We start from the raw sequence: 248 nt of genomic DNA, 5'->3' as shown, positions 1-248 counted from the left end.
GAAACACGGTTTCCCCTTTGGGGCTGGTTCACAGGTGGTGCATGGTTGTCGTCAGCTCGTGTCGTGAGATGTTGGGTTAAGTCCCGCAACGAGCGCAACCCTCGTTCCATGTTGCCAGCGCGTAGAGGCGGGGACTCATGGGAGACTGCCGGGGTCAACTCGGAGGAAGGTGGGGACGACGTCAAATCATCATGCCCCTTATGTCTTGGGCTTCACGCATGCTACAATGGCCGGTACAATGGGTTGCG

Annotated in this window: 1 rRNA gene; it reads left to right on the top strand. The window is 58.1% G+C overall.

Annotated features, from left to right (window positions below):
- A 16S ribosomal RNA gene (locus tag ACIPVK_RS21885) occupies positions 1-248 on the top strand; the annotation flags it as partial.

The organism is Paeniglutamicibacter sp. MACA_103 (assembly GCF_045798555.1).
In the GTDB taxonomy this organism is placed as follows: domain Bacteria; phylum Actinomycetota; class Actinomycetes; order Actinomycetales; family Micrococcaceae; genus Paeniglutamicibacter.
Note: the sequence above shows the minus strand (reverse complement) of the source record. Positions and strands in the feature narration are given on the sequence as shown.